Source organism: Nostoc sp. (genome assembly GCF_036917195.1).
Taxonomy (GTDB): Bacteria; Cyanobacteriota; Cyanobacteriia; order Cyanobacteriales; family Nostocaceae; genus Nostoc.
Genome location: NZ_JBALDG010000038.1, coordinates 1 through 24,262 on the forward strand (window position 1 = coordinate 1; position 24,262 = coordinate 24,262).

Consider the following 24,262-nt stretch of genomic DNA (forward strand, 5'->3'; position numbering starts at 1 on the left):
GGAATTTCTACTTGATGGCTGCATAAATTGCCAGAGTGAAATCCACAATAGCATTTCATAATTTTTTATTCTTATTTAGCGACAAGTCTTTTGTATACTTCCCGTAAACGCAGACGCAGCAGTTCCGCTAGCAACAGGCGATTGACAAAGGCATAGTTAGCAGCAGTAGCCTCAGCTTGCAAGTAACTGGCGACTAGTTCGGGGTGAGAATGGGTAGAGAGAGGAAAAATCTGCGAATCAGGGTACTTGAGACCTTTTTGCCAAATCGCCTTAGCTTTATCTCGCCATATTCCCCCAATATACTTACCCACGTTTCGAGAACCAGAGTGAATCATAAAAGCTAGCTGTCCCTCGCGCACTCCCCAGGCGTGGGCAAGTGTACGATTTTCAACTTTATCAACCCGTTGCACTTCTACAAAATGGTTGCCGCCGCCAATGGTTGCTAGTCCGCCATCGCGTACTAGTCCAGCATCGGGAACCAATTCTTCAGGCGCAAGTTTCCAGTCACCATCCATTGAACCACCCAAGAAGATGCGTTCGCTCTCTTGGGCAAGTTGTTGCAAATCAGACTTAACTACACTCCCTGTAGGCTGATCTAGCATGGCATTCAGCCAACCGGAAACTCCGTACTGAAATAGAGCCTGCATTGCGTCAGCAGTCATCGTCACATCACGTGTACCGAAGAAGTAATCCCCCTTCATCCGTTCTACGAATTGGTCACGCTTTGCCAGAAATTCCTCTATTGTCAAATCAGCAACATGCAGGCGCATTCCACAATTGATGTCAGAACCGACAGCACCAGGGATGACCTGACCCACAGTTTCTACGACTGAACCAATGGCAACACCCGCATCACCTGGATGAAAGTCAGGCGTAGCACAGGCACGACAAACGCATCCACCTGACGGGTGGCGGACGCTTGCCAAACTCGCTAACTGCTTCAGTGCCTTAGCTTCAACAGGGAAATCTTCTGGCAGTAACACTTCTGCTACAGGGACATCAGGAGAATTAACTAAACGGACAGAATAAATGCGATCATTATAAGTTACATCCAAACCTTGCCGCTCTAAAGCACGCAGGAGACGTTTCAGATTTTTTGGCTGCATGAAAACTCCAAATAGAGCCTTAAAAAAGACTCTTTGTTGTGAAGAGATGAGGAGACTTGGGTTCAGCAGCCGCGTCTCAAGTGGTGCGGAGGGTCATTTTCCCAGAACTGTGGGGAAAACAACAGGTTATATAGCCTTAATAACACATACTTGCATCGGAAGACAAGTGTTTTGTAGTATCTTGTATTTTTAGCAATTTATGTACTACATATGTAAATAAATTTGAAGTTTAGCGAAAAACTTTTAAAATTCTCTAGACTCTCCAGCCGGCTAGAGAGTCTAGGATGAATTCAAGGCGACTCTCTTTCCAGTTATTTCTGACTGTTGACGGTTGTCCCTCAGTCATCCAGCTTCGTCTGGCTAGGTTGTTCATTTTATCCCGTAAATCTATGACTCTCCAACTCACAGTTCCCAATATGGCTTGTTCTGCTTGTGCAGGCACCATCACCAAAGCACTTCAGGCAGTCGATGCCAACGCCAGCATTCAGGCTGATCCGACAACCAAGCTTGTCAGTGTAGAAACTCAAGCATCAGAAACAGCAATTAAAGAAGCGTTGGCTGCTGCTGGCTATCCAGTTGCTTAATCTTTAAGATCCTCTCACATCAATCACGGCGGTTCATTTAGTTATGGATACTCTCACACTCAAACTTCGAGGCATGAGTTGCGCCGCTTGCGCCAACAACATCGAAAGGGCAATTCGCTCTGTTCCTGGGGTGATTGACTGCAACGTTAACTTTGGAGCCGAACAAGCCGCCATCAATTACGATCGCTCTCTAGCCAATTTGGAGAAAATCCAAGCTGCTATAGATGCTGCGGGATACTCTTCCTACTCACTCCAGGAAGAAATGCTCTCCGAAGAAGATGATGCAGAGATTGCGAGTAGGCAAGCATTACAACGCGAACTCTCCCTCAAGGTAGTGGTGGGAGGTGTAATCAGCATTTTCCTACTTTTGGGGTCGTTGCCCATGATGACTGGGCTGAACTTCCCCTTGATTCCAAGCTTCCTGCAAAATCCTTGGGTAGAGTTAGTGCTGACAACACCCGTCGTGTTCTGGTGTGGTGGATCTTTTTACCGGAATGGCTGGAAAACCCTCAAGCGCCATACGGCGACAATGGACACGCTGATTGCTTTGGGTACAAGTGCAGCGTATTTATATTCTTTGTTTGTCACTGTTTTCCCGAAATTTTTTATTGCTCAGGGCTTGATACCTCATATTTATTACGAAGTTGCCGCGATTGTCATTACCTTAATTTTGTTGGGACGGTTATTGGAAAATCGCGCTAGGGGGCAAACTTCTGAAGCCATTCGCAAACTCATTGGACTGCAAGCTAGAGATGCCAGAGTTATCCGTGATGGTAGGGAAATTGATGTTCCCATCGCCGAAGTCAGAATCAACGATGTGATTTTGGTGCGTCCTGGTGAAAAGATTCCAGTAGATGGCGAAGTGATTACAGGCGCTTCGACGGTAGATGAAGCGATAGTGACGGGTGAAAGTTTGCCAGTTAAAAAGCAACCAGGAGATGAAGTGATTGGGGCAACGATTAATGGTGCGGGTGCATTTCAATTTCGGGTGACACGAGTCGGAAATGATACGTTTTTGGCTCAAATCGTCAAACTAGTGCAACAAGCCCAAGGTTCTAAAGCCCCAATTCAGCGGTTGGCAGATCAAGTGACAGGATGGTTTGTCCCAGCTGTGATTGCGATCGCGATCGCCACTTTCATCATTTGGTTTAATTTCACTGGCAACCTCACCCTAGCAACAATGACAACGGTGGGTGTACTGATTATCGCTTGTCCTTGTGCTTTAGGTTTAGCTACCCCCACTTCTGTAATGGTAGGGACGGGTAAAGGTGCAGAAAATGGCATCTTGATTAAGGGTGCAGACAGCTTAGAACTAGCACACAAAATTCAAACCATTGTTTTAGATAAAACTGGCACTTTGACTCAGGGGAAACCTACAGTTACAGACTTTGTAACTGTCAACGGTACAACTAATGGTAATGAAATCAAGCTTTTACAGTTAGCAGCAACGGTGGAACGCAATTCTGAGCATCCTTTAGCATCAGCAGTGGTGAAATATGCCCAGTCTCAAGAAGTGAGTTTAATAGAGGCAAAGAACTTTCAGGCGATGCCAACGGCTACCCACTTCGTGGCTAACGCAGGTAGTGGTGTCCAAGCAGTTGTTTCAAATCAGCTTGTGCAAATTGGTACACAACGCTGGTTAACAGAACTTGGAATTAACACCATTGCTCTCCAGCAGTATAAAGATGCCTGGGAAGCGGTTGGTAAAACAGTCATTTTGATTGCAGTAGATGGCGAACTACAAGGAATAATGGGTATTGCTGATGCCCTCAAACCTTCATCCACAGCAGTAGTGAAAGCTTTACAGAAGTTAGGTTTAGAAGTAGTAATGCTTACCGGAGACAATCGTAAAACTGCTGATGCGATCGCTCTACAAGTTGGCATCCAGCGAATCTTTGCCGAAGTCCGTCCAGATCAAAAGGCAGCGATTATCCAATCTCTGCAAGGGGAGATAAAGAGATTTCCCAATTCAAAATCCCAAATCCCAAATCTAAAATCTAAAATTGTCGCAATGGTAGGTGATGGCATAAATGATGCGCCAGCTCTAGCACAGGCTGATGTGGGTATTGCTATTGGTACGGGAACAGATGTAGCGATCGCAGCTAGCGATATCACCCTAATTTCTGGAGATTTGCTCTTAATTGTGACAGCAATTCAACTGAGTCGCGCTACCATCAATAATATCAGGCAAAATCTCTTCTTTGCCTTCATTTACAACGTCATTGGTATTCCCATTGCGGCTGGAATTTTGTTCCCCATCTTTGGTTGGTTACTCAATCCAATCATCGCTGGAGCAGCGATGGCTCTTTCTTCGCTTTCTGTTGTTAGCAATGCCCTCAGATTGCGTAACTTTCAACCAAAAACTACCTCAAAATTGCAGGGTAATTTAGGAAATGTTCAGTAAAAAAATGCTTTGGGGAAGCCTTATAGCTTTAGTGCTTCTCACTGGAACATCAGGTGTAACATTAGCAGAAATCCCAGCCCACTTGTCACAAACCAGCCAATTTCACCGTATTGAGCAACCTTTAGGCTTGAAAGTTGGTGTTGCGATCGGTGGTTTAGCCTTAATTGGACTAGAGTTGTGGTGGTTCCTTCTCTATAAAAGTTCTGAGTCCTAAATCAGGAATGAAACCCAACATTATTTGGGAATTTGCTGGGTACAGCAAAGCGAAACCAAACCTATAATTCATATTTTTGACCCTTACTAATGACAGCGAATACTACAGCGCATTTTAACTGAGTGTAGTACACAAACTAGGTTTCAAAGTCAGGTATAAAGCCTATTTTAGTCGTGACTCCTGACTCCTACTGTAAGTCTTATTTTGAATGATCGGACAAATTGTATCCTCATGGTGGTCACCGATATTCTTCCAGCCTGAAAGTAATCCTTCTATTTCAGAACGTAAGGTTAACAATTGATTAATTTGGCGATCAATCTGCAAGACCTTATCTTCAAACTTTTCTTTAATTTCACCACAGGGAGCCTGTCCTTGGTCATAAACCTGAAGAATATTTCCAATCTCCTCTAAGCTAAGACCAAGATTTTGTGCCCTTTTAATGAAAGCTAGACGAGTCAGCACATCCAATGAAAACTGGCGAAAGCCTCCCTCTGTTCGTCTTGATGATTTGAGTAAACCTAAACTCTCGTAATAGCGAATTGTCCTGATGGGGATTTTGCTTATATCTGTTACCTGACCAATCAAAAGCAGTTTTGTCTCCTGAGTTAACACGGCAGATTTTCCCAAATATTGTAATTATTATGACATATTTTCCTAATTTATTAACTCATTTGATTTAGCAAAATGTTGGCATCAGTAGTTGAAATTTTTATCTAATTAAAGATTTTACTAATTTACTACCAACATTTAATAATTTCCGCTTATTTACTTAAATTTACCATTTTTATTTAATAAATTTAACTCAGCATTTTACCTCTCTAATTTTATCCATTGATAGGGTAACTGTTTGTCATGGTACTGAAAGTAACTGTTTTTTTTTAGTTTGCATGTTATTTCTAGATTAACTGCTTCACCTCAAGTGAAACTATAAAAATGAATCTCAACTCGCAGACTTTTAGCTCAACCCGTAAACCTAAAATTTTCAATAATCCAGAGCGTTTTATTGAAGGATGGTATTGGCTAATACCCTCTCGAAATCTGCGGGTGGGTGAAGTAAAACCTGTCACGATTTTGGGCAGAGAATTAGCGATTTACCGTGGTAAAGACAAAAGAGTAGTTACCTTTGATGCCTACTGTCCGCATATGGGCGCTCACCTTGCTGAAGGTAAAGTTGAGGGTAATGCACTACGTTGTTTTTTCCACCACTGGAAGTTTGATGCTGAAGGGATGTGTATTGATATCCCATGTTTAGATACGCCACTTTCCCTAAAGTTACAAACTTGGCCCACTGCTGAGAAGTACGGGATGATTTGGGTTTGGACTGGAGAAATACCACAGCAACCTCTACCTTTTGTTCCAGAGTTAGAAGAAAAAGAGTGTGATGTTGCTATTACTTCCCATTTTGTGATGAACTGTCACCCGAATGTGGTAATGATTAATGCAATCGATGCTCAACATCTCAATACAATTCACAAACTGCCAATAGAAGTTATTTTTGAAAGACAGGAACTGAACGAGAATGCTATTATCTTCAGTAACATTACACCCATCAAAAACAATTCGTCTTTCATTAAGCTCATCCGTCTTTTCTACAAAAATGCCATAACTTACAGTATTTGCTATTGGTACGGCAGCATTGGTATTGTGACAGTTGGGCCCGATTTCTTCCATATTCACATGATGGTTGCAGTTCGCCTCTACGAAGGGGGAAAAACTGAAGGTCAAATCTTGTTGATGACCAAAAAACGTAAAGGAATTTTTGGTTGGTTATGCAATCGAGTTGTGCTATGGCTGACTAAGATTATAGCTAAGTACTTTCTCATGGGTGACATTAAAATTGTCCAAACAATTCAGTTTGATTTAAAAACTCCCATCAAAGCAGATCAGTCAGTTATGCAGTTTATTAACTATGTTGAAAAACAGCAATCCCTAATGTGGGGGACTTGGCAAGAAGCGCGATCGCGCGATGTGGAGAGCAAGCCCAAGCGTGAGAAATGGCAAGATACAATGAGTAATGACTAATATCATGTCTATATGACCAGAATTTTGTCATACTGCTTGGATACAAAACTGTAGATTAACAGGCTAATTATTTTATGGTCAATTAAACGGACATGATATAACAACTAATAAAAGTTAAAAGTTCAACAAATTACTTTTAACTTTTAATTTATTTTTTTCCTGGGCTACCAGATTAATAAAAAGAAGTGGCTTTGCCACTTCCTAATTCCCAGGTAGAACCTAAGTCATGAGTATAACCACTACAAAAAATTGAAATAGTATAAACAAACACCAATTAACTGAATATCTCTATTTTCCTTGTTTTCTAGGTAGGGAAATCCTGATTTCCATCTGCCAAATAACTGTATATTTACATAAGTCTCATGATTGCAATGCAGACTCAATTCTATCCAGTTCATCGCCAAGATGTGCCAGTTTTGCCTCTTCATCAAGAAGCTGCTGTTCTAATTGAAACTTAACGGCGGTACCAGCCTCAATAGCTACAGCTTTTTTCATCTGCTTAAACTTCTCGCTGCGGATGTCAAATTCTGCTTGAAGCGCGTCTAGTTTTTGCTGCGATCGCCCTCGCTCTCCGTTAAGTTAGTACAAATTGGACTAGTTTTAATAGTTGTTGCTTCACCAGGTAAAAATTTACTTCCACCTGCGTAATAGCAAAGGGGAAAATTATCGCCTAAATCCAGCACTTTATTTACAAACGGGTGCTGCGACCCTGATATTCCCACGAACTGCCTATCAATTACTGGGGGGTGCGCCGCAGGCGCACTCCCCTGAACGGTTACTATTTATATATAATTGATTTTTCCGAATGATTTAGATTGCTAAATTTTAATTACGAATTACGAATTAGTATTATATCTGAGCGCTCAGTTCTGATGGCAAAATTACTGTAAATGTAGAACCTTTTCCTAGCTGTGAATTTACTTTAATCTCGCCATGCATTAACTGGACAAATTGAGAGACTATTGCTAAACCTAATCCTGTACCATCAGTATTTTGTACTTGGGGATAAGTTACGGCACGAAAATAGGGATTGAAGATTTGTGTTTGAGCCTCTGGGGAAATACCAATACCACTATCAGTAACAGAGATAGCCCACTGCTGTTGAGATTCCATCCAGCACTTTAAAAGAATTGAACCTGTTTGTGTATAACGAATTGCATTACTCAGCAAATTGGTAACAATTTGCTGAAGCCGGAGTGGATCTGTAGTAACTTGCTTGGGAGCGCGATCACAATCAACTACTAAAGATAATTCTTTGGCCTGCGCTAACGGTTCAATCATCTCAATAACTAAGTTGATTAAATCATGTACGTCAGTGATACTTGGCTGCAATATCATTTGCCCGGTATCATAACGCGAAATTTCTAGAGTATCGTTGATTAAACGGACAAGAAGCCTACCACTCTTGAGGACTCGCTCGATACTTTCAAGATTTGTATAAGAATCCTTAAGTTCTGGTTGTTGACGCTGCTGACGTAAAAATAAGTCTGCATAACCAATAATTGAAGTTAGGGGCGTTTTCAGTTCGTGAGCCAACTGAGATAGATTTTCTTTACTAGCACGAACTAAACGAGTTAGTTCTTGGTTAGTCAACCGCAACTGACTTTGCAGTTGTTTAAACTCTTGTATTCGCCCTTGGGTGTAACTGTGAAAACAACGGGCGATCGCTTCATCAATTATCATATCAATCAGGCGAACCGCCCGTAATACCTCTTGCGGAGACGCATTTAATAAATCTTCTTCTAAATAAGAAAAAATCACAAGTCTGAGTAAACGATACTCTCGTGCAATTTCTGCTGGCTCAAATCCTTGTTCAGCGCGAAGTGTGCCGTGTTCTAGGCTTGCATCGACTACCGTTTGTAAATCGCTGGTTGCTGATTCAGAAAGTACTGTTGCTAATGCTTTCAAAACGCGCGGTAAGCTATTTCGTACAGCTTTAAAAGTTAGCTCTTTAGTAGCTTCGATTTGTTCATCCTGGTAAACTGCTTTTACCCATTGTTCAATAATGGCATTACTTTTCTGACTTAGAGTTTGACTAAAATCCATCTTATGCTCAATCCAATACATTAAGCGGGAAGTCCCTTTGGCTAAAGCTAGCTTAGTCCGTTTAAGGTAATGTTGGCAACTGAGGCAGGATTTACGCAACTGGCACAAAGGTTTCGGTAACTGTGCCGCAAAATAGATAACAAAAAACTGTAAAATCCTTTTGGGATCTAACTTTAAATCATATCTCGAATCACCGAAAACCTGATAAGTGATCCGTTTGCTCCAACACTCTGAAAATCTCCCAAAACATCGGAAATATCTGAGATGGTTCTACCTCGTCAAGCAAATCTCGGATACGGTTATTGCTTGGAATCTGATGCACACCAAACAGGCTTTGAGCATTATTATGCCCTTTGTTCTCTGCCATTGAGCGTTGATAGGCGAGAAAACAAGGGGTTTGTAGTAAAAAACAGATTAGACGCGCTTAAAGTTGCGTCAGTATCTGATGTGGATTAGAAAGGCTCCTACTGAATGAGTCTCAATAAAGCTTGTTCGAGATCATCAAGCTGTTGAGCCAATTCGTTTAGTTCAGCTTCAGTTTGTTCAATTTGCTTTTCTAATTGCAAGCGAATGAGAGTATCTGCTGCGATCGCATAATCTAGTATAAGAACGTCGTCTCCATAGTCCCTCTACGCCCTAGCAAGCAAACTGATGTTTAGCATACCACTACTCACTTGGGTTCAGTACAACGATAATTTCTGCTAGCCTGATTCCCAGAGGTTTCCAGTGGGGATTGCTGGAGGAAAAAGTACTGTCCCCAGAAACTGCTTGGTAGTCATTAGGGAACTTTTCAGAACCATTGGGAGCCGTGTTTACTCGTAAAATCAGTTTGCCTTGATAACGAGATAATTTACTACTATCTAATAAAATCGTGCCGCCGTAATCCCACGCCAATCCATAAAGTTTAAAATTACCTAATTTTTTGCGTAACTCGCTCAAAGGGATTCCGACACCGATACCTTCGCGGGTTTTCCAAGCTGAACCCAAGTTACGCACATCTAGAGGTTTAGTACGAGTATTATCACTCCAAACTACCAAGAATGATCGCCCCTGATTTAGATTTAACTGAGTAGCTGCAAAACTACCCATTCCTTCAGCGCCAGAAATGGTTTTATCAATGAGATGGGATGCACCAAACAGCTTCACTAAATCTTGCTTGGTGGTTGTGCGTGTAATCGGCCCCACTCTTTCCCCAGGAACAATCAAGGTGTCTGTTAATGGTTGCGATTTAGCAACAGTCACTGGATGATTGATTTTCTGGGGTAGTGCAAAGGCTGGGTTTGCTGAATAGTTTAGCAGTAAAGCTAAAGTAGCTGTAGCAATGCCTTTTATTGATGAATTCATGGGTTCCATTTGGGGTAGCAGAATATGAGTGAGAAGCGTTAAATAAATAACTCCTTACTCTTTAGTTTTAACTTCTACAATTTCCCAATTATGAATTCCTGATTTCCCAATAATTTTATTTCATCGCTCTAGTTGCGTTAAAAATTGCAAGCATTGCTACTCCAACATCAGCAAAGACAGCTTCCCACATTGTCGCTATCCCGAAAATACCCAATCCAATAAATACAGCTTTAATTGCTAAAGCAAAACCAATATTTTGCCAAACAATTTGCCTTGTTTTTCTAGCAATTTGTATTGCTTCTGCGACTTTTGACGGTGCATCTGTCATGATCACAATATCGGCAGTTTCTATGGCTGCATCTGAGCCTAACCCACCCATTGCCATACCAACATCTGCTCTAGCAATCACTGGCGCATCATTAATACCATCCCCAATGAAGGCAACTTTACCATGCTTGCCGGCGGTGCTGAGTAACTTCTCAATGGCATTGACTTTTTCTTCAGGTAATAACTTTGCTTCGTAAGAATCTATGCCAAGCTGTTGAGCAATTCGGGAGGCGATCGCTTGATTATCTCCTGTCAACATTACTGTTTTCTCGACACCCATTCGCTTGAGTGCTTGAATAGCGTGTCTCGCATCTTCTTTAAGTTCATCAGTAATGACAATATATCCAGCGTAAATATTATCCACTGCTAGATGAATAACTGTTCCTTCTAACTGGCAATTATCATGAGCAATCTTCTCTCTATGCAATAGGCGATCGCTTCCCGCTATTACTACCTGATTTTTAACCTTGGCTCTAATTCCATAACCTGTTATTTCTTCATAATCTCTCACATCTAATGTATCAATTTTTTCACCATAAGCATTGCGGATAGATTGGGCAATAGGATGATTTGAATGCGATTCTACTTTGGCTGCAAATTGCAACAATCCTTGTTCATTAAAGCCATTTTTTGGTACTATTTTTGCTACTTGAAATACTCCTTTAGTTAACGTTCCGGTTTTATCAAAAACAACTGTATTGACTGCATTTAAACTATCTAAAAATGTAGAGCCTTTAACCAAAATACCACGTTTAGCAGCACCTCCCACACCTCCAAAGTAACCTAATGGAATACTGATAACTAGTCCACACGGACAGGAAATAACTAATAAAATTAAGGCCCGATAAATCCATTCAGAAGAAGTTGCGCCAGAAATGAATAAAGGAGGTAACAAAGCAACTGCTAAAGATGTAAAAACTACTATTGGCGTATAATATCGGGCAAATTTAGTAATAAATTTCTCTGTTTCTGCTTTTTTACTTTTGGCATTTTGCACCAAGTCTAAAATCTTAGCAATGGAAGATTCATCAAAAAGTTTTGTTACTTTAATGCTGAGAACACCCATTTTATTGATCATCCCAGCCAAAACTGTCTCGGATAGCCTCACCGTTCGCGGCACAGATTCTCCAGTTAATGCAGATGTATCAACTTGCGAATTACCATCTATAATCTCACCATCTAAAGGAATCTTTTCTCCAGGCTTGACAACGATAATATCCCCAATCTTTACTGTTTCTGGCGACACTTTCTTAAGTTCTCCGCCTATTTGGATATTGGCATAGTCTGGGCGGACTTCTAATAAAGCTTTAATAGAATTACGAGAACGACTAACGGCAATATCTTGAAACAATTCCCCAATTTTATAAAATAGCATGACTCCGACAGCTTCGGGTAATTTATGAATTGCGATCGCCCCTAATGTCGCTACTGCCATCAAAAATGTTTCATCAAATACTCTACCTCTGAGTATATTGCGCCCAGCAGTTTTTAAAACACTCCATCCACTTAATAAATAAGCAGGGATAAAAAGTAAATATTCACCTATTGAGTAGAATGTATTGTGTAATTGATTTTCAAAAATTACACCAGGTGCATATAAACTTAAAATCACTACCAAAGGCAATACCTCATTTTTAAGATTGAATTCTCCACCGTGGTCGTGATCGTGGTCATGGTTATGATTCTCATCATGATTGTGATTATGAACATGGTTATGATTCTCGTGATGGTCATGTTCGCAGTTGGAACAACCTGATGATTCTAAATGTACTTTCTGCTTCATTTTTTCTGTTGAGGCTAGTAAATTACTTGATATATGAGCCTTTTTCCAAATGTAATCAAAAAAAGAAGTTTTTACAAGTTGAGAATTTAAGAATGAGAATCTATATCAGATTAATTATTAAATATTTGTCCTATCTTTTGATTAAAATCAAGATTTTTAATCTTGTAAAGATAACGATATTAGTTCGGAATTGTATAGAATAATATCAGATATAGTTTTTGTTCGTAGTCAGCGATTTATCGCTCTGTATAATATTTTAAAGGGTTAGAGCCGCTGACTACGAGCTTTAATTTAATTAAGCCCTTATACTTAACATCAAGCAAACAATCACTATCTTGGGAATATTAAAACTATTTCATTCTTATCTAGCTCACTTCAGAATGAATTCATCAGTTTAATAGTGAAACTCGTCTTTAGACGCTGAGAAAAGGTTATAGTCCGTTAAAACGGACTTTAGTTATTAGACTGGAACTTGAGTTCTAGACGGTTTATGTATATAACGAAATAGAACTGTTAGGAATATACAGCAGATTTAAATTTTGTGAAGTACACAACTTAGGTTAGGTATCAAATTTAGACAGAAAGCCTGTTTGACTTGTGAATTATGCTGTAGCAACTAGTTTGTGCTCAAACTGGGTAGATATGGAACTTTCTTGAGTAATAAGTGTCAAGCTAGCTATTCTTAGGGAAAATTCACTTGAAGTTTGAAAGTGAATATAATACCCTAAACTAGTAGACAATTTTCTCAAGGAAATCTATGAACAAAAAAATTATCCTGAATTTACTTTCCAGTTCCTCTATTTTTGTGTCGATGATGTCTACGCTGGGGGTATTTCATCCTGCCCATGCTAGTATTAATATTACACAAAAATTAATGCACACACAAGACGGTCGTACCTGTATCACTAACCCACATGGGCAAAAAGATTTTGTGTGTATTCGAGATTCAGAGAGAAAGCAACCTTATACCTCATCTACACGTTCCTCAACCATTGTCACATCAGTATCAGATCAGAACATTGCCATGTTGAATTTTACTGACGCGGAAAGCGATCGGGCAATTCAGCTATTTGGATGCGATTGTCCATTGTGTATAAATTCTTTGCGTCAGTTGCAGGGTACTGGAAACCTGGTTTATTAGGATTGAAAAGCCTTGACAGGGACTATAACTTCTGTTAAATACACATGATTAATCACGTATAAAACATATACGAAACCAAAAAAGCACTTTTAACCACTTACCACTACTATTGTTTGGTCAAATCTAAATTCATTGTTGGGGCAGTTTGTAGCATTACTTCAAAGGCCTCAAATTAATGTTGACGAAGAGGACGCATAGAGAAAAAGAGGTAAAGATGGACAGAGGTTTTTACGCAAAGAAATTATCGAATACTCTCTGTGCGTAAGAGCGTTCTGTTCATTCAACCACCTCATTCACAGGGAATCTATCAATCAACTGCATCGCCCGATAGGCATTACGCTGGAAAGAGTGTGGCAAATGGGGAACGTGGGGGATTTGCGATAATAAATCCAACGTCCGCCGTAAAATTCTTACTACATCGCCTTCATCCAAGGTAGTGTTCTCGCAGAGTTCTGTCCACTCCATTCCTAGCGCCCATTGTTCCACTATGGCAATTAACTCAAATTCCAACCATATAGGCAGCGCTACGTTATACCGCCGTTGTCGGTGGAACATTTGGTGACGAATTCCCCGCAATTTTTTCAAGGCTTCTGCCACTTCATTACTAAGCTCAAAGTTAACCTTGCTATCTGGACGGGGCGTTTCCATCACCAAAGCGGCGGCGGCGGCGGCTAAATGGTGTGGATCTAAGTTGTCCAATTCACCACTAGCGAATACTAAACCCAACCACAATTCATTCTCCCCTCGAATGGCGGCAGCGATTTGCCCTAATTGTGTAGGAACTAAGTTATCTAAAGCGCCAAAGTGTTGCAGAATTGAAATTAAATTGAGAAATTCTTCCCAATGACGTTGTGACTGTTGCTCTACTTGCTCTTGCAACTGTTCGAGTTCGGCTTCTAGTTCGACATAGCGGGCGCGACGCTTGAAAAGCGTGGCAGCATTGCCTGATTGATGTAAGGGATGAGCTTCTAATTGCTCTTGGATGGCGGCAGTTCGACTGAGTTGTTCTGTTACTTCTGGTGCTAGATACAAAGATTCTATCGGATTGGGAATACGTCCAGCGATCGCAAAGGTTTCTTGACTACCACGGCGCGACTGTCCTGGTTTCAAGGGCATCTCTGGCGGTGGTAGTACATCAGGTGGCACCTCAACTCGCGGTAGTTCAGCATACAAATCGACTACATCCCCTGTTGTTGCTACATACCAGCGGTTATCGTGCCCCAAGCATACCAAGTAAGGAGCTTGACCAAAACTAGGCGATTTTCCGACTAAGATTGCGGTTACAGGTGAAGGCACTGTGATATTTTTGCCTTTAAGACTTAACAGAGTTCCTGAGACTGCAAAGCTCAACATCATCCCTAATTCTTGTTGTCTATCATCCTGCGCTTGCTCTTGCAGGGTTTTCAATATCTGGCGTTCTATTTTCAGGCGTTGCCGCAATTTCTCATAAACAGCCAGTTCATTTTCATCAACTGCGGCGATTTGCTCATGAAGTTGAGCTAATTGTGTTTGTAGTTCGGCAATCTCATCATATTCTGGTCTTAAATGCAAGGTGGCCATGTACTGCCCAAAGCTGCGTTCTATGAGTTCCCTGGTTTGCTCTAGGGTGTGGGTTTGCAGCAAATTGAGTACCATGCCATAACTGGGCGTAAACTGGCTTACTAGGGGGTCTGGCTTGGATGTTCCCAAATACGCGGCTTCTTTGGCTCCTTCAAAGGGAGTTTGGACTGTCACCACATGACCTTGTTTATCCATCCCCCGACGGCCTGCCCGTCCCGCCATTTGCAAGAATTCGGAAGCATTCAACAGGCGGTGTCCAGTGTCGGTACGCTTGGAAAGGGTAGAAATTACCGTTGTCCGGGCGGGCATATTAATTCCCGCTGCTAGTGTCTCGGTGGCGAATACTACTTTAATCAGCCCCTGCTGAAATAGTTCTTCTACCAGTGCTTTCCAAGCAGGCAAAATTCCGGCGTGGTGAGCGGCAATTCCTCGGTATAGGGGTGCAATTTGTCCAGAACGCCCTGCTTCGGGATTGCGGACTAAAAAGTCATCAATCTGTTGGCGCAAAATCTGAGACTCTTCATTATTTACCAGCCATAAATCACCCACTTCTGCCACCGCTTTATCACATCCCCGGCGGCTAAAAATAAAGTAAATCGCTGGTAGCATATCCCGTTGCTCTAACTGGCTCAAGGTATAAATGATGCCAGGAGCCTCCGGTCTACCACTTCTCCCCCTCTCCCTTTCTCCCCCTCTCCCCTTTTTCTTCTGAAGACGGGGGTTAATTTTGGTTTTGCTATCATTCAGCAGGGGAAATAACCCTTTGGGATTGCAAAAGTGAAATTCTAAGGGGACTGGGCGAAAATCGGAGTAAATCAGGTCTGTTGGACCGTGAACGCGATTTAGCCAGTCGGTGAGTTGATCGCTGTTGGCAACAGTTGCTGAGAGGGCTGCCAGTTGCACTTCCCGAGGACAATAGATGATTGATTCTTCCCAAACTGTACCGCGCTGGCGATCGTTCATGTAGTGGCACTCATCAAGGATCACGGCGTCAACGTCTACTAATGAGATGCCAATTTGCCCAATAGGTGTGCCATAGAGCATATTTCGGAAAATTTCTGTAGTCATCACTAAAATCGGTGCATCCCTGTTAATGGAAGCATCTCCAGTTAACAGTCCGACTTGATCAAACCCGAATTTTTCTCGAAAGTCACGTAATTTTTGATTCGACAGCGCCTTTAAGGGAGTAGTATAAAATACACGTTTTCCTCGCGACAGGGCGCGATAAATGGCGTATTCCCCGACTAATGTTTTGCCCGAACCTGTGGGGGCACACACGACTACGGAGCGTCCGGCGTTCAGGGACGCGATCGCTTCTTTTTGAAACTGATCCAGTTCAAAGGGAAATATAGACCCTAAGTCAAGTTCTGGAGACGGCGCAGGATAATTCACTCAATCACATTTGCAACCAGATTGTTTACTATACTAACGAGTCTTTTGTCAACTTCGTTAGGTTATGAGTTAGAAGTGAGGAGTTAGGAGTTAGAAGTCAAAACTGATAACTCCTGTACAGACGCGATTAATCGCGTCTTTCATAATTTTATTTTCCCAGTTCTTGCGATCGCTCTGTGGCAGCTTTTACTGCTTCAATTAAAGCTGAACGAAATCCTGCCTGTTCTAGCTTGGCAATCCCCGCAATGGTTGTACCACCAGGACTGGTAACCCGATCTTTGAGTTCTGCTGGGTGCAGTTTGGTTTCCTGCAACAGTTTCGCTGTGCCCAATACGGTTTGCAAGGCTAGTTGATTGGCAATTGTTCTAGGTAAACCTGCGGCTACTCCGCCATCAGCAAGTGCTTCTACCAAGAGCGCCACGTAAGCCGGACCGCTACCAGATAGCCCTGTAACAGCATCCATCAACCCTTCTGACACTTCCACCACTTCCCCCACAGCAGAAAAAACTTGCTGTGCTATTTGGTGGTGCTTGGGACTAGTGTATGCACCTAAACAAATCGCAGTAATTCCTGCCCCCACAGTTGCTGGGGTGTTGGGCATTGCTCTAATAACTGGCAATTGCACAAATGCAGCTTCTAGCTGGCTTAAAGGCACACCCGCCAAGATGGAAATGATTACGGGTGAGTGTTCTCTATTAATAATATCAATATCTGCTAATTCTTGAGCGATCGCGCTAAACACCTGCGGTTTCACTGCCAAAAAGACAACTTCTTTTGCTGCGGTGAAAACCTGGCTATTATCTCTAGTCACAGCAACATCGTATTGCTGTTTTAAAAAATCTAGGCGTGAAGATAGCGGTTCGCTAATTATGACTTCTGATGATTGATAAATTCCACGCGTGATTAGGCGGGATAAGAGTGCTTCTCCCATTACCCCACCACCAATTAAGCCAAATTTTATAGTCATTGATCATTAGTCATTAGTGAGCCAGCGCTTTTACAGGGGGTTTCCACGCCACTTGACGGCAGTTGCTTCTCCCAAGGGAAGACGCTACGCGTAGCTTGCTTCCCCGTAGGGGTACAAGTCGGGAAACCGCATCGCCCTTGGCGTCTCCCCTTGGGAGAAGGGCGCACTGCCTCCTTTATGGCGACGGCACTTCCTTCAAGTCGGGCATTGCCCGCCCAACGGAGTGCCTTGGGAACCCGTCCACCGCAGTCGCTCCCCATGAGTGACTGGCGTTAGCGTTCACGCAGCGTCTTTAAGAGTTGCGGTAGCGTTAGCGACTGTGCGTAGCGTCACCCGTAAGGGTCATTAGTCATTAGTCGTTTGTCATTTGTCATTATGATCAAAACCCACGACAAATGACAAAGGACAAAGGACTAACAACTAATTTAACTTTATTGTGCCATCCGGTTAGTTTCGTTGCCCCAGGTTTGATTTGGAGAACCTGTAGGACGAGACGGACGGGCTGGCGGTTGTGGTACTTCATGAAGAACGCCACCTTGGGTGCTAACTTGGACACAGCTTGGCGTAAACAAGAAGATGCTCTCACCGATGCGCTCTTGATGCCCATCTAGTGCGTAAGTACCACCTGCAACAAAATCTACTGCTCGTTGAGCTTGATCTGGATCCATTATTGTCAGATTTAATACTACTGACTTGCGTTCTCGCAGCGCTTGAATTGCCTGGGGCATTTCTTCAAAGGTGCGTGGTTCAAGGACTAAAACTTCTGAAATTCCGTTAATTGCTCCTGGCATACCAATCACATTCCCCATTGGCTTTGAACCTGCTGCTATATCATCTCCCATTGTAGGCACTGGTTCCCGCCAGCGTCGATTTTGAGCGGTTGCGCTCTCTTGTGGTGCTGGTTGGGGATTTTCTTGCTGATACAGATTTTGGTAATTATTATCTGTTTCTGGTTCTTCTTCGTAATACTCGTATTCCACTTGCTCATTTAGACCCACAAAGTCTCTGAGTTTGGAAAAGATGTTGTTCATTGTGTGTGTACTCTCCTGGTGCGAATAGTCTGTTTTGACTTGGCTTAGGATTGATTGAACTAGGAGCGATGCCTACGGTGGTAAACTACGCTACATCGGTGGATATTTCAGCAAGTGTATTGCTGATTTGTAGCCTATACTACGGGTTTTGGCGATGAACTGACACTTATTGGAAAGGTCTGTGCATCGCCTAAACATAATAATGAGTCAAGATTATATCCTAAGGTTTGTCCGAAGGTAAGTTCTTTTTATCCCATTTTCCCTTGGCGATTGCTCTTGTCAATACTATATCCTTTGTTTCCAATTGCACCAGTCTGTTACAAAATTCTTGTCATCAAATCCTGATCTCTATTAATACTGACCTCCAAGGCTGATGATCAATAGGCTAAGAGCGATCGCCAAACAATATTGTTCCTAATCGTACCATCGTCGCGCCTGCTTGCACTGCCAGTTCGTAGTCGCCTGACATACCCATAGATAGTTGCTGCATTTTAATGTGTGACCAGTTTTGCTCCTGGATTTCCTTTGCTAGCTCACGATTGAGATTAAACACATTCAAAATTTCCGGAGCATTTAATCCTGAAGGCGGAATTGTCATCAAACCTTGAATTTGTAAACTTTTGTATTGATTGAGTATGGGTAAATCAGCCAAAAGTTCTGGCACACTCCAACCGGACTTGTTGGGATCGGGGAGAATTTTCACTTGCAGGCAAACATGGGGACTCACTCCTAGCTGTTGTGCCAATTGATCTAAGCGCTGTGCTAGCTTCAAGTTATCGACGGAGTGAATCCAAGGGAATTGCTCGATGGCTTTTTTGGCTTTATTGCTTTGCAAATGTCCAATAAAGTGCCAGGTAATATCCGGTAAGTCTTGCAACTCGGCTTGTTTGCTGGCGGCTTCTTGGATACGACTCTCCGCAAAATCACGAATTCCTGCGGCATAGGCAGACCGAATGGCCTGGGCAGAAACTTGCTTGCTAACAGCAATCAATCGGACTGAAGTTGGCAGTGAGGAGCGAATGGAAACAATACGTTCGGAAATCGAACTGTTCATTGGAAGGTGCGTTGGAAAACACTCTGAAGCTGATCGTACTCCTGAGATTGTCCACTGCGACGCAGAGTACGTAAGCGATTTTCCAACATCATTCTAGCCTCAGTCCGTCCTAGAGACTGGAATTTAACACCTTTAACGTCATTAGCTACCAAAAAAAATAAGCGCTGGGCATAAAGTGTGGTGAACAAATCCTGGTTCTCATCAACCATACAGATTTTGTAGAGTAAACCCCAAGTTGGATGGTTTATGTAAGTTTCTGCGTTTTCTGGATTCATTTAAGAGTCAAGGTGGGAGTATGTATATCTTTTCGCAGTGAATTTCAAACATTCAGACGATAATACCAACATTCGCCTGAATATTTGTTTAAAATGCAAAACTGCGGTTACGAAGACCTTGATCTAGTTCCTAATGGGCAGATGAAGCTAGTGGTAGTGAAGCGAAATGGTACAACAGAAGCCGCAAAGCGTAGATTCTACAGAGTAGAGGCTGGTTGATAAACATCACCATCTGCTTTGGTGATTTCAATTTACCAATCTGTAAGGATAAGGCACAAAATAGTCCTGATCCTGTTGTTGAAGTTCGGCGTTACCAGGAAAAACACCCTTTGAAGTTCCCAACGATAACAGCGAACTTTTCAACTTCTTTCTATACTGCCACAACTGTCGCCCAATGGAGCAAAATAGCTAACAGAATAGGGGAGGGGACAGCAAAGAAAACTATCTTCTATTGATTATCTAGCATTTTCAGTGCTGCAAGTTGTGCCTGAGCTTTATGCAGAGATTCATACCATTCTCTCTCAGGATCGCTGTCTGCGACAATTCCTGCACCAACTTGTCCCCAGACAATGTTGAGTGCTGAGTGACTTCGGCGTGAGCGCTCAGTCGAACGCTGGGGGATCAGTCTTGAGTGGGGAGATGAGGAAGAATTTACTTCCCCTGCTTCCCCTGCTTCCCCACTTTCTTGAAACGCGGGAGCTAGTAGCAGGGTGCGGATTAAGATATTTAAATCTAAATGACCACGCCAATCTAAATAGCCACAAGAACCGTAGAACAAGCTGCGCCGCACGGGTTCTAATTCTTCAATAATTTCCATACAACGGACTTTGGGACAACCTGTAATTGTGCCACCTGGGAACGTGGCGCGAATCAAATCAATGGTAGTGCATTCGCCTTTTAAAGTACCTTTGATATTGCTGACAAGATGCATTACATGGCTATATCGCTCAATTGTCAGCAATTCGTCAACAGCAACCGTTCCCCATTGACAAACTCGCCCTAAATCATTGCGTTCCAAATCCACTAGCATAATGTGTTCTGCACGTTCTTTGGTGTTGCTGAGTAAATCTTGGGCCAGTTGCATATCTTGTTCTGGAGTGACACCACGCGATCGCGTTCCGGCGATCGGTCTGGTTTCGGCTTGCCGATTTTGCAACATTACTAACCGTTCCGGCGAACAACTGATCAGTTCCCCCCAAGGCGTTTGCCAATAGCTGGCAAAAGGAGAAGGATTGATTTTTTGCAAGGCTTGGTAAATTTCCCAACCAGAAGCCGATGTAGACGCTTGAAATCGCAATGAAAGATTTGCCTGAAAGATGTCTCCAGCTTGAATATATTTTTTCACCTGGTTGACAGCTGTTTCATAATCTGCCTGAGATGTCAAAAACAGGGGGAGTGAAGAGGATACGGGGATGCGGCGACAGGGAGACACGGAGAATTCTTTTCCCGTATCTTTCTTTGCTAACTTCTTTTCTAACTCATCGAGTCCACTTGCATCACTGGCGGCTAGCCAAAGAATTTGTTGTGCATGATCCAAAACGGCAAAACAATCTGGTTCGTACCAAAAAACTATGGGAAAGGGCAGGGGATCAATTTTATCACGGGGTAACTGTTCAATTTCCCATGCCACATCGTAGCCTAGCCAACCCAACCAACCGCCAGTAAAGGGGAGATGGGAAGTAGGAGAAGTAAATTCCTCTTCATCGCCTGCTACTTCTTGCTGTAACAACTTTTCTAGGAAGGGAAAAACCTCTCCTACTTCTGGTGTCCACATCTGTGGGATGCCATCTACTATGCGAGGAGCACCTGCACAGATAGAATATTGGTTGAGTTGGGGATGGTCGATTGGCGTTGGGTAGGGACTTTCTAGTAGGGTAGCAATTCCCGGTGCGGCAGTGGGGTGAAAAAGAGCAGCAAAAACTTCCGAACCTGTGCGCTTTTCTAAGGGTAGCGATCGCCAATACCAAGGCTTGGTCATACTGTTTAGAAGCGTTGTCAATAGTTAGTTAACAGTTTTCAGCAGTGAGTACAAATAACTACGACTACTGACCCCTGACAAAATGCAATTACCTATTACCATTTTCTCGGCGCAAAATTAGACCTGAGTTCCTATAGCTAACCGTATTCCCCAGAATAAAATTAAAGTTGCAATAGCAAGCCAGTCACGCCCTTTTAATCGTAAGTCGTGCCACTGCACTCGATGCTCATTGGGACTGGTAAAACCCCTCACCATCATTGCATTCGCCATTTGATCGGCTCGTAAAAGCAGATTTTCCAACAGTCTTTCTGCTACTGTCATCCAAACTTTAAATCCTCCTTTCAATCCCAGCTTTTTCCAATTAATTGCCCTTGTCATCACGGAGCGAAATAAGTTTTGTACTTCTTCTAATACCAGGGGAATAAAGCGTAAGGACAAAGTTAAAGTTAAAGCAATTTCTGTGACAGGCAACTTCAGGCGTCGCAGGGGTTGCATTAGGCTTTCTATACCAGATGTGATTTCTTCTGGTGCGGTTGTCAGCAGATACAGGTTGGTGCTGTAAATCACGGTAAATATAAGTGTACTCAGGCGTACTGCCAAATCCAAGGAATAGCGAGTTACTTTCACTGGGCCTTTATGAAATCGCACGTAGCTGTATTTTTTTTTCTCAACTACTTGCTCTTGAACAATATTATTGGAGTTTGATGGCTGGCTTAATATTTGTTCATTAGCTGGCAGGCGTGGCTGATAATCTACACCCATTCCATCAGGACTGATGGCTCCGATCGCTAAGACAAAAAACGATAGCATTAACAGCCAACCCATTTGCTGCTGCCATACTCGCCGAGGAATCCTGGCAATCAAGGTGGCAATAATTAATACTACCACCAGCAGCACCCGCCAAGAGTTGTTAGCCAAAATATAGCTTGTTAAAAAGCTCATCAACCAGGCGAACTTGACTCGCGGATCGATTTTATGCAGCCAAGTTTGGGGTTGTTCTAAATAAAGTCCAAGTGGCAGCGATCGCAATAAATCCATTTTAAAGTTAAGAGTTAAGAGTTAGGAGTGAGGAGTTAGGAGTTTTAACTTTAACTCTCATAACTTTCACCTTGTACCGCTATCAAACTCAAGTCGATAAAGTTCTATAGTGAGCAAGCAATTCTGACTTTAACTTATAACTCCTGTAGAGACGCGATTAATCGCGTCTCTACTCCTAACTTAATTTAACGCGAGTTGCTCTATTAACATTACCAGTTTCGGCATCACGGACTTTTTTACTCCGCCACAGTATAATCATTGGCGTCCCCTTGAATCCTAGCTGTTGCCGGAATTGGCGTTCAATGTAGCGGCGGTAGTTGTCGTTGAAGCGTTTGGAATCATTGACAAATAAGGCGATCGTTGGTGGTTGGCTACTTACTTGTGTACCATAATAAATTTTGCCTTGACGCCCACCACGGGATGCTGGCGGTGAATGCCAACTGACGGCATCTGTTAAGACTTCGTTAATAACTGATGTGCTGACACGGCGTTTGTGTGATTCAGCCGCCGTTTTCACCAACTCTAGAATTTTTTCTACCCGTTTTCCTGACAAGGCACTCACAAAGATTGTTTCTGCCCATTCGGTAAAATGTAACCGTGATTGCAGAGTTTTTTCGTAGTCGTAGATTGTGTAAGAGTCTTTTTCGACAGCATCCCACTTATTAACGACGATGATGCAAGCTCGACCTTCTTCGATAATCCGCCCAGCTAATTTTTGGTCTTGCTCAGTGACTCCATCTACGGCATCTAGTACTAATAAAACCACGTCAGCGCGGCGAATCGCTTTGAAAGCACGGTTAATACTAAAGAATTCTGTGCCGTATTCTATGTGTTTCTTTTTGCGAATGCCAGCGGTGTCAATCAAGCGGTAGCTTTGTCCGTCTCGTTCAATAACGGTATCAATAGCATCGCGGGTAGTGCCGGAAATTGGGCTGACAATTGCCCTCTCTTCCCCGACAAAAGAATTGAGTAAGCTCGATTTGCCCACATTCGGGCGTCCCACAATTGCTACTTTGATTTCATTAGTTTCTGGGATATCTTCAATAGCAGGTATGTGATTAATTAACTCATCGAGTAACTCTCCTGTACCACTGCCATGAATCGCGGAAATGGCGTAAGGTTCGCCCAATCCCAATTCCCAAAATTCGGCAGCTTGGATTAAGCCTTGTTCTGGGGATTCACATTTATTTACAGTTAGTAGCACAGGTACGCGTTGTTGGCGCATCCATTCGGCGATTTCTAAATCTGCCGATGTGGGGCCTGTTTTACCATCTACTACAAAAATAGCGGCACATGCTTCTGCAAGGGCTGTCATTGCCTGCTGGCGAATTAGTGGTAAAAATTCAGTATCATCATTAAAGACTAAACCACCAGTGTCTACGACTAAAAATTCGCGACCATTCCAGAAAGCTGGCATGTAAGTGCGATCGCGTGTCACTCCCGGTTCATCATGGACAATCGCCGTTTGTTCCCCGGCGAGTCGATTAACCAGGGTGGATTTACCCACATTTGGGCGTCCGATAATTGCAACAATTGGCAGTGCCATAAAACCAGGGTAAGTCAGAGACGTAGTATATCACGTACTTACATTTTACTCACTTTAAACTTGAAATTTAAATAATTTCCCAAGTATTGCATCTGAACAATGGGAACTACGGTACTAACCAGCGCTTCAGCAGACACGCTCAAGTTTTTGAGTGCGATATCATTTCCACTCAGTATTAAAGCTGCGATCGCGTTTAGCTAAATTGATTAAACCCGACACTGACAACGTTCGCTTTTATTTTCTCTGTGGCTGTTGTCAGCGAAAAGTCGAACATATTAGCAAAGAACAGCCACGGGAGGAAACAATTTTCTTTGCTGAGTCCCTTTCTAGCGGGACTTAAACATTTTTTCGGGAGAAACAAGCCTCAAACCCATGCAGGGTAAGGGGAATACACCAAATGCTCAAAAATAGCCCAAACCCAGATATATCAACAAAATAAGCCTAACGATG

At 42.7% G+C, this 24,262-nt stretch carries 21 protein-coding genes and 2 pseudogenes; 7 read left to right on the plus strand and 16 right to left on the minus strand.

What is annotated here, in order from left to right; all coding sequences use genetic code 11:
- Positions 1 to 71 precede the first annotated feature (71 nt).
- The gene (locus tag V7K40_RS13120) at positions 72 to 1,106 is read right to left on the minus strand and encodes an RtcB family protein (protein ID WP_334960174.1); all 1,035 of its coding nucleotides are present in this window, start codon (positions 1,104 to 1,106) and stop codon (positions 72 to 74) included.
- A gap of 389 nt (positions 1,107 to 1,495) precedes the next feature.
- Between V7K40_RS13120 and V7K40_RS13125 the strand changes: the two genes are divergently transcribed.
- Genes V7K40_RS13125 through V7K40_RS13135 form a run of 3 tightly spaced genes read left to right on the plus strand, consistent with a single transcriptional unit; the run spans position 1,496 to position 4,308 of the window.
- A complete protein-coding gene (locus tag V7K40_RS13125; protein ID WP_273764231.1) occupies positions 1,496 to 1,690 on the plus strand; it encodes a heavy-metal-associated domain-containing protein in 195 nt (64 codons plus the stop codon).
- A gap of 43 nt (positions 1,691 to 1,733) precedes the next feature.
- On the plus strand, positions 1,734 to 4,094 hold the full coding sequence (locus tag V7K40_RS13130; RefSeq protein WP_334960176.1) for a heavy metal translocating P-type ATPase: 2,361 nt from the start codon (positions 1,734 to 1,736) through the stop codon (positions 4,092 to 4,094).
- Complete coding sequence (locus V7K40_RS13135) at positions 4,084 to 4,308, plus strand: hypothetical protein (RefSeq protein WP_334960178.1); 225 nt, start codon at positions 4,084 to 4,086, stop codon at positions 4,306 to 4,308. Before V7K40_RS13130 ends, V7K40_RS13135 begins: the two co-directional genes overlap by 11 nt.
- A 162-nt stretch (positions 4,309 to 4,470) precedes the next feature.
- Here V7K40_RS13135 and V7K40_RS13140 read toward each other — a convergent pair whose 3' ends face one another.
- Positions 4,471 to 4,920 (minus strand): heavy metal-responsive transcriptional regulator, encoded by a 450-nt coding sequence (locus V7K40_RS13140; protein ID WP_334960180.1) that lies wholly within the window; start codon positions 4,918 to 4,920, stop codon positions 4,471 to 4,473.
- A gap of 321 nt (positions 4,921 to 5,241) precedes the next feature.
- Here V7K40_RS13140 and V7K40_RS13145 point away from each other — a divergent pair, with 321 nt between their 5' ends.
- Positions 5,242 to 6,330: an aromatic ring-hydroxylating dioxygenase subunit alpha gene (locus V7K40_RS13145; RefSeq protein WP_334960182.1), complete on the plus strand. Its 1,089-nt coding sequence runs from the start codon at positions 5,242 to 5,244 to the stop codon at positions 6,328 to 6,330.
- Between the two features lie 360 nt (positions 6,331 to 6,690).
- On the opposite strand, the gene V7K40_RS13150 is transcribed toward V7K40_RS13145, so the two are convergent.
- The 5 genes and pseudogenes from V7K40_RS13150 to V7K40_RS13170 form a co-directional block, all read right to left on the minus strand.
- The gene (locus V7K40_RS13150; protein ID WP_334960184.1) at positions 6,691 to 6,825 is read right to left on the minus strand and encodes a hypothetical protein; all 135 of its coding nucleotides are present in this window, start codon (positions 6,823 to 6,825) and stop codon (positions 6,691 to 6,693) included.
- Positions 6,826 to 7,179: 354 nt separating this feature from the next.
- Complete coding sequence (locus tag V7K40_RS13155) at positions 7,180 to 8,376, minus strand: HAMP domain-containing sensor histidine kinase (RefSeq protein WP_334960186.1); 1,197 nt, start codon at positions 8,374 to 8,376, stop codon at positions 7,180 to 7,182.
- Between the two features lie 220 nt (positions 8,377 to 8,596).
- A pseudogene (locus V7K40_RS13160) lies at positions 8,597 to 8,776 on the minus strand (ISNCY family transposase); the annotation flags it as partial.
- A gap of 266 nt (positions 8,777 to 9,042) precedes the next feature.
- Positions 9,043 to 9,720 (minus strand): hypothetical protein, encoded by a 678-nt coding sequence (locus tag V7K40_RS13165; protein ID WP_334960188.1) that lies wholly within the window; start codon positions 9,718 to 9,720, stop codon positions 9,043 to 9,045.
- Between the two features lie 115 nt (positions 9,721 to 9,835).
- Positions 9,836 to 11,830 (minus strand): heavy metal translocating P-type ATPase, encoded by a 1,995-nt coding sequence (locus tag V7K40_RS13170; RefSeq protein WP_334960190.1) that lies wholly within the window; start codon positions 11,828 to 11,830, stop codon positions 9,836 to 9,838.
- A gap of 757 nt (positions 11,831 to 12,587) precedes the next feature.
- Here V7K40_RS13170 and V7K40_RS13175 point away from each other — a divergent pair.
- Positions 12,588 to 12,971 (plus strand): hypothetical protein, encoded by a 384-nt coding sequence (locus tag V7K40_RS13175; RefSeq protein WP_334960193.1) that lies wholly within the window; start codon positions 12,588 to 12,590, stop codon positions 12,969 to 12,971.
- 276 nt (positions 12,972 to 13,247) lie between these two features.
- Here V7K40_RS13175 and V7K40_RS13180 read toward each other — a convergent pair whose 3' ends face one another.
- The 6 genes from V7K40_RS13180 to V7K40_RS13205 form a co-directional block, all read right to left on the minus strand.
- Complete coding sequence (locus tag V7K40_RS13180; protein WP_334960195.1) at positions 13,248 to 15,923, minus strand: RNA helicase; 2,676 nt, start codon at positions 15,921 to 15,923, stop codon at positions 13,248 to 13,250.
- A 148-nt stretch (positions 15,924 to 16,071) separates the two neighbouring features.
- Entirely contained in the window at positions 16,072 to 16,890 is an 819-nt protein-coding gene (gene proC, locus V7K40_RS13185) for a pyrroline-5-carboxylate reductase (RefSeq protein ID WP_334960197.1), read from the minus strand.
- Entirely contained in the window at positions 16,887 to 17,150 is a 264-nt protein-coding gene (locus tag V7K40_RS13190) for a hypothetical protein (protein WP_334960199.1), read from the minus strand. The genes proC and V7K40_RS13190 overlap by 4 nt, the downstream gene beginning before the upstream one ends.
- Before the next feature lie 171 nt (positions 17,151 to 17,321).
- Positions 17,322 to 17,921, minus strand: a complete 600-nt coding sequence (locus V7K40_RS13195; protein WP_334721813.1) for a cell division protein SepF — start codon at positions 17,919 to 17,921, stop codon at positions 17,322 to 17,324.
- Between the two features lie 385 nt (positions 17,922 to 18,306).
- Positions 18,307 to 18,975: a YggS family pyridoxal phosphate-dependent enzyme gene (locus V7K40_RS13200; protein ID WP_334960202.1), complete on the minus strand. Its 669-nt coding sequence runs from the start codon at positions 18,973 to 18,975 to the stop codon at positions 18,307 to 18,309.
- Positions 18,972 to 19,250, minus strand: coding sequence for a PipX family protein (locus tag V7K40_RS13205; protein ID WP_109010971.1), 279 nt, complete (start codon positions 19,248 to 19,250; stop codon positions 18,972 to 18,974). The genes V7K40_RS13200 and V7K40_RS13205 overlap by 4 nt, the downstream gene beginning before the upstream one ends.
- A gap of 93 nt (positions 19,251 to 19,343) precedes the next feature.
- On the opposite strand from V7K40_RS13205, the gene V7K40_RS13210 reads away from it, so the two are divergent.
- The gene (locus V7K40_RS13210; RefSeq protein WP_334793841.1) at positions 19,344 to 19,469 is read left to right on the plus strand and encodes a hypothetical protein; all 126 of its coding nucleotides are present in this window, start codon (positions 19,344 to 19,346) and stop codon (positions 19,467 to 19,469) included.
- 229 nt (positions 19,470 to 19,698) lie between these two features.
- Here the strand turns inward: V7K40_RS13210 and V7K40_RS13215 are convergent, their stop codons facing one another.
- The 3 genes from V7K40_RS13215 to der form a co-directional block, all read right to left on the minus strand.
- Positions 19,699 to 21,228 (minus strand): anthranilate synthase component I, encoded by a 1,530-nt coding sequence (locus V7K40_RS13215; protein ID WP_334960205.1) that lies wholly within the window; start codon positions 21,226 to 21,228, stop codon positions 19,699 to 19,701.
- 117 nt (positions 21,229 to 21,345) lie between these two features.
- A complete protein-coding gene (locus V7K40_RS13220) occupies positions 21,346 to 22,266 on the minus strand; it encodes an energy-coupling factor transporter transmembrane protein EcfT (RefSeq protein WP_334960207.1) in 921 nt (306 codons plus the stop codon).
- A gap of 175 nt (positions 22,267 to 22,441) precedes the next feature.
- Positions 22,442 to 23,812: a ribosome biogenesis GTPase Der gene (gene der, locus V7K40_RS13225; RefSeq protein ID WP_334960209.1), complete on the minus strand. Its 1,371-nt coding sequence runs from the start codon at positions 23,810 to 23,812 to the stop codon at positions 22,442 to 22,444.
- 143 nt (positions 23,813 to 23,955) lie between these two features.
- Between der and cas2 the strand changes: the two are divergent.
- A pseudogene (cas2, locus tag V7K40_RS13230) lies at positions 23,956 to 24,152 on the plus strand (CRISPR-associated endonuclease Cas2); the annotation flags it as partial.
- Between the last annotated feature and the right edge of the window lie 110 nt (positions 24,153 to 24,262).